The following is a 281-nucleotide window of genomic DNA, read 5'->3' as shown; positions in this document are numbered from 1 at the left end:
GTCATTACCATCCCACCAACCGCTGATGATTCTCTCTGGCCCTAAAATGACAGAAACACGCTGCTCTAATAAAACTGGCTTAGGGTAGAGCAAGCTAGGGCGGAGCTTTTTGAGTAAGTAGGTATTTACCTCGGCTTTATCATTGGCTGTTGGCGTCATAGGTTGGGTGGCAAATTCAGGTCTTGGATCGTCAGTGAGCTTGAGGGATGTGACCGCTTGTAAGCCAAGCTTGGCTTGTAAGGTCGATATGAGCTCAAGGCTAGTTTGACTTCCTTTCACAC

General features: G+C 47.7%; 1 pseudogene. It reads right to left on the bottom strand.

Annotated elements, in window-relative coordinates:
• A pseudogene (locus FQ668_RS28800) lies at positions 1-281 on the bottom strand (hypothetical protein); the annotation flags it as partial.

The organism is Pseudomonas sp. Kh14 (assembly GCF_900291005.1).
Lineage (GTDB): Bacteria > Pseudomonadota > Gammaproteobacteria > Pseudomonadales > Pseudomonadaceae > Aquipseudomonas > Aquipseudomonas alloputida.
Note: the sequence above shows the minus strand (reverse complement) of the source record. Positions and strands in the feature narration are given on the sequence as shown.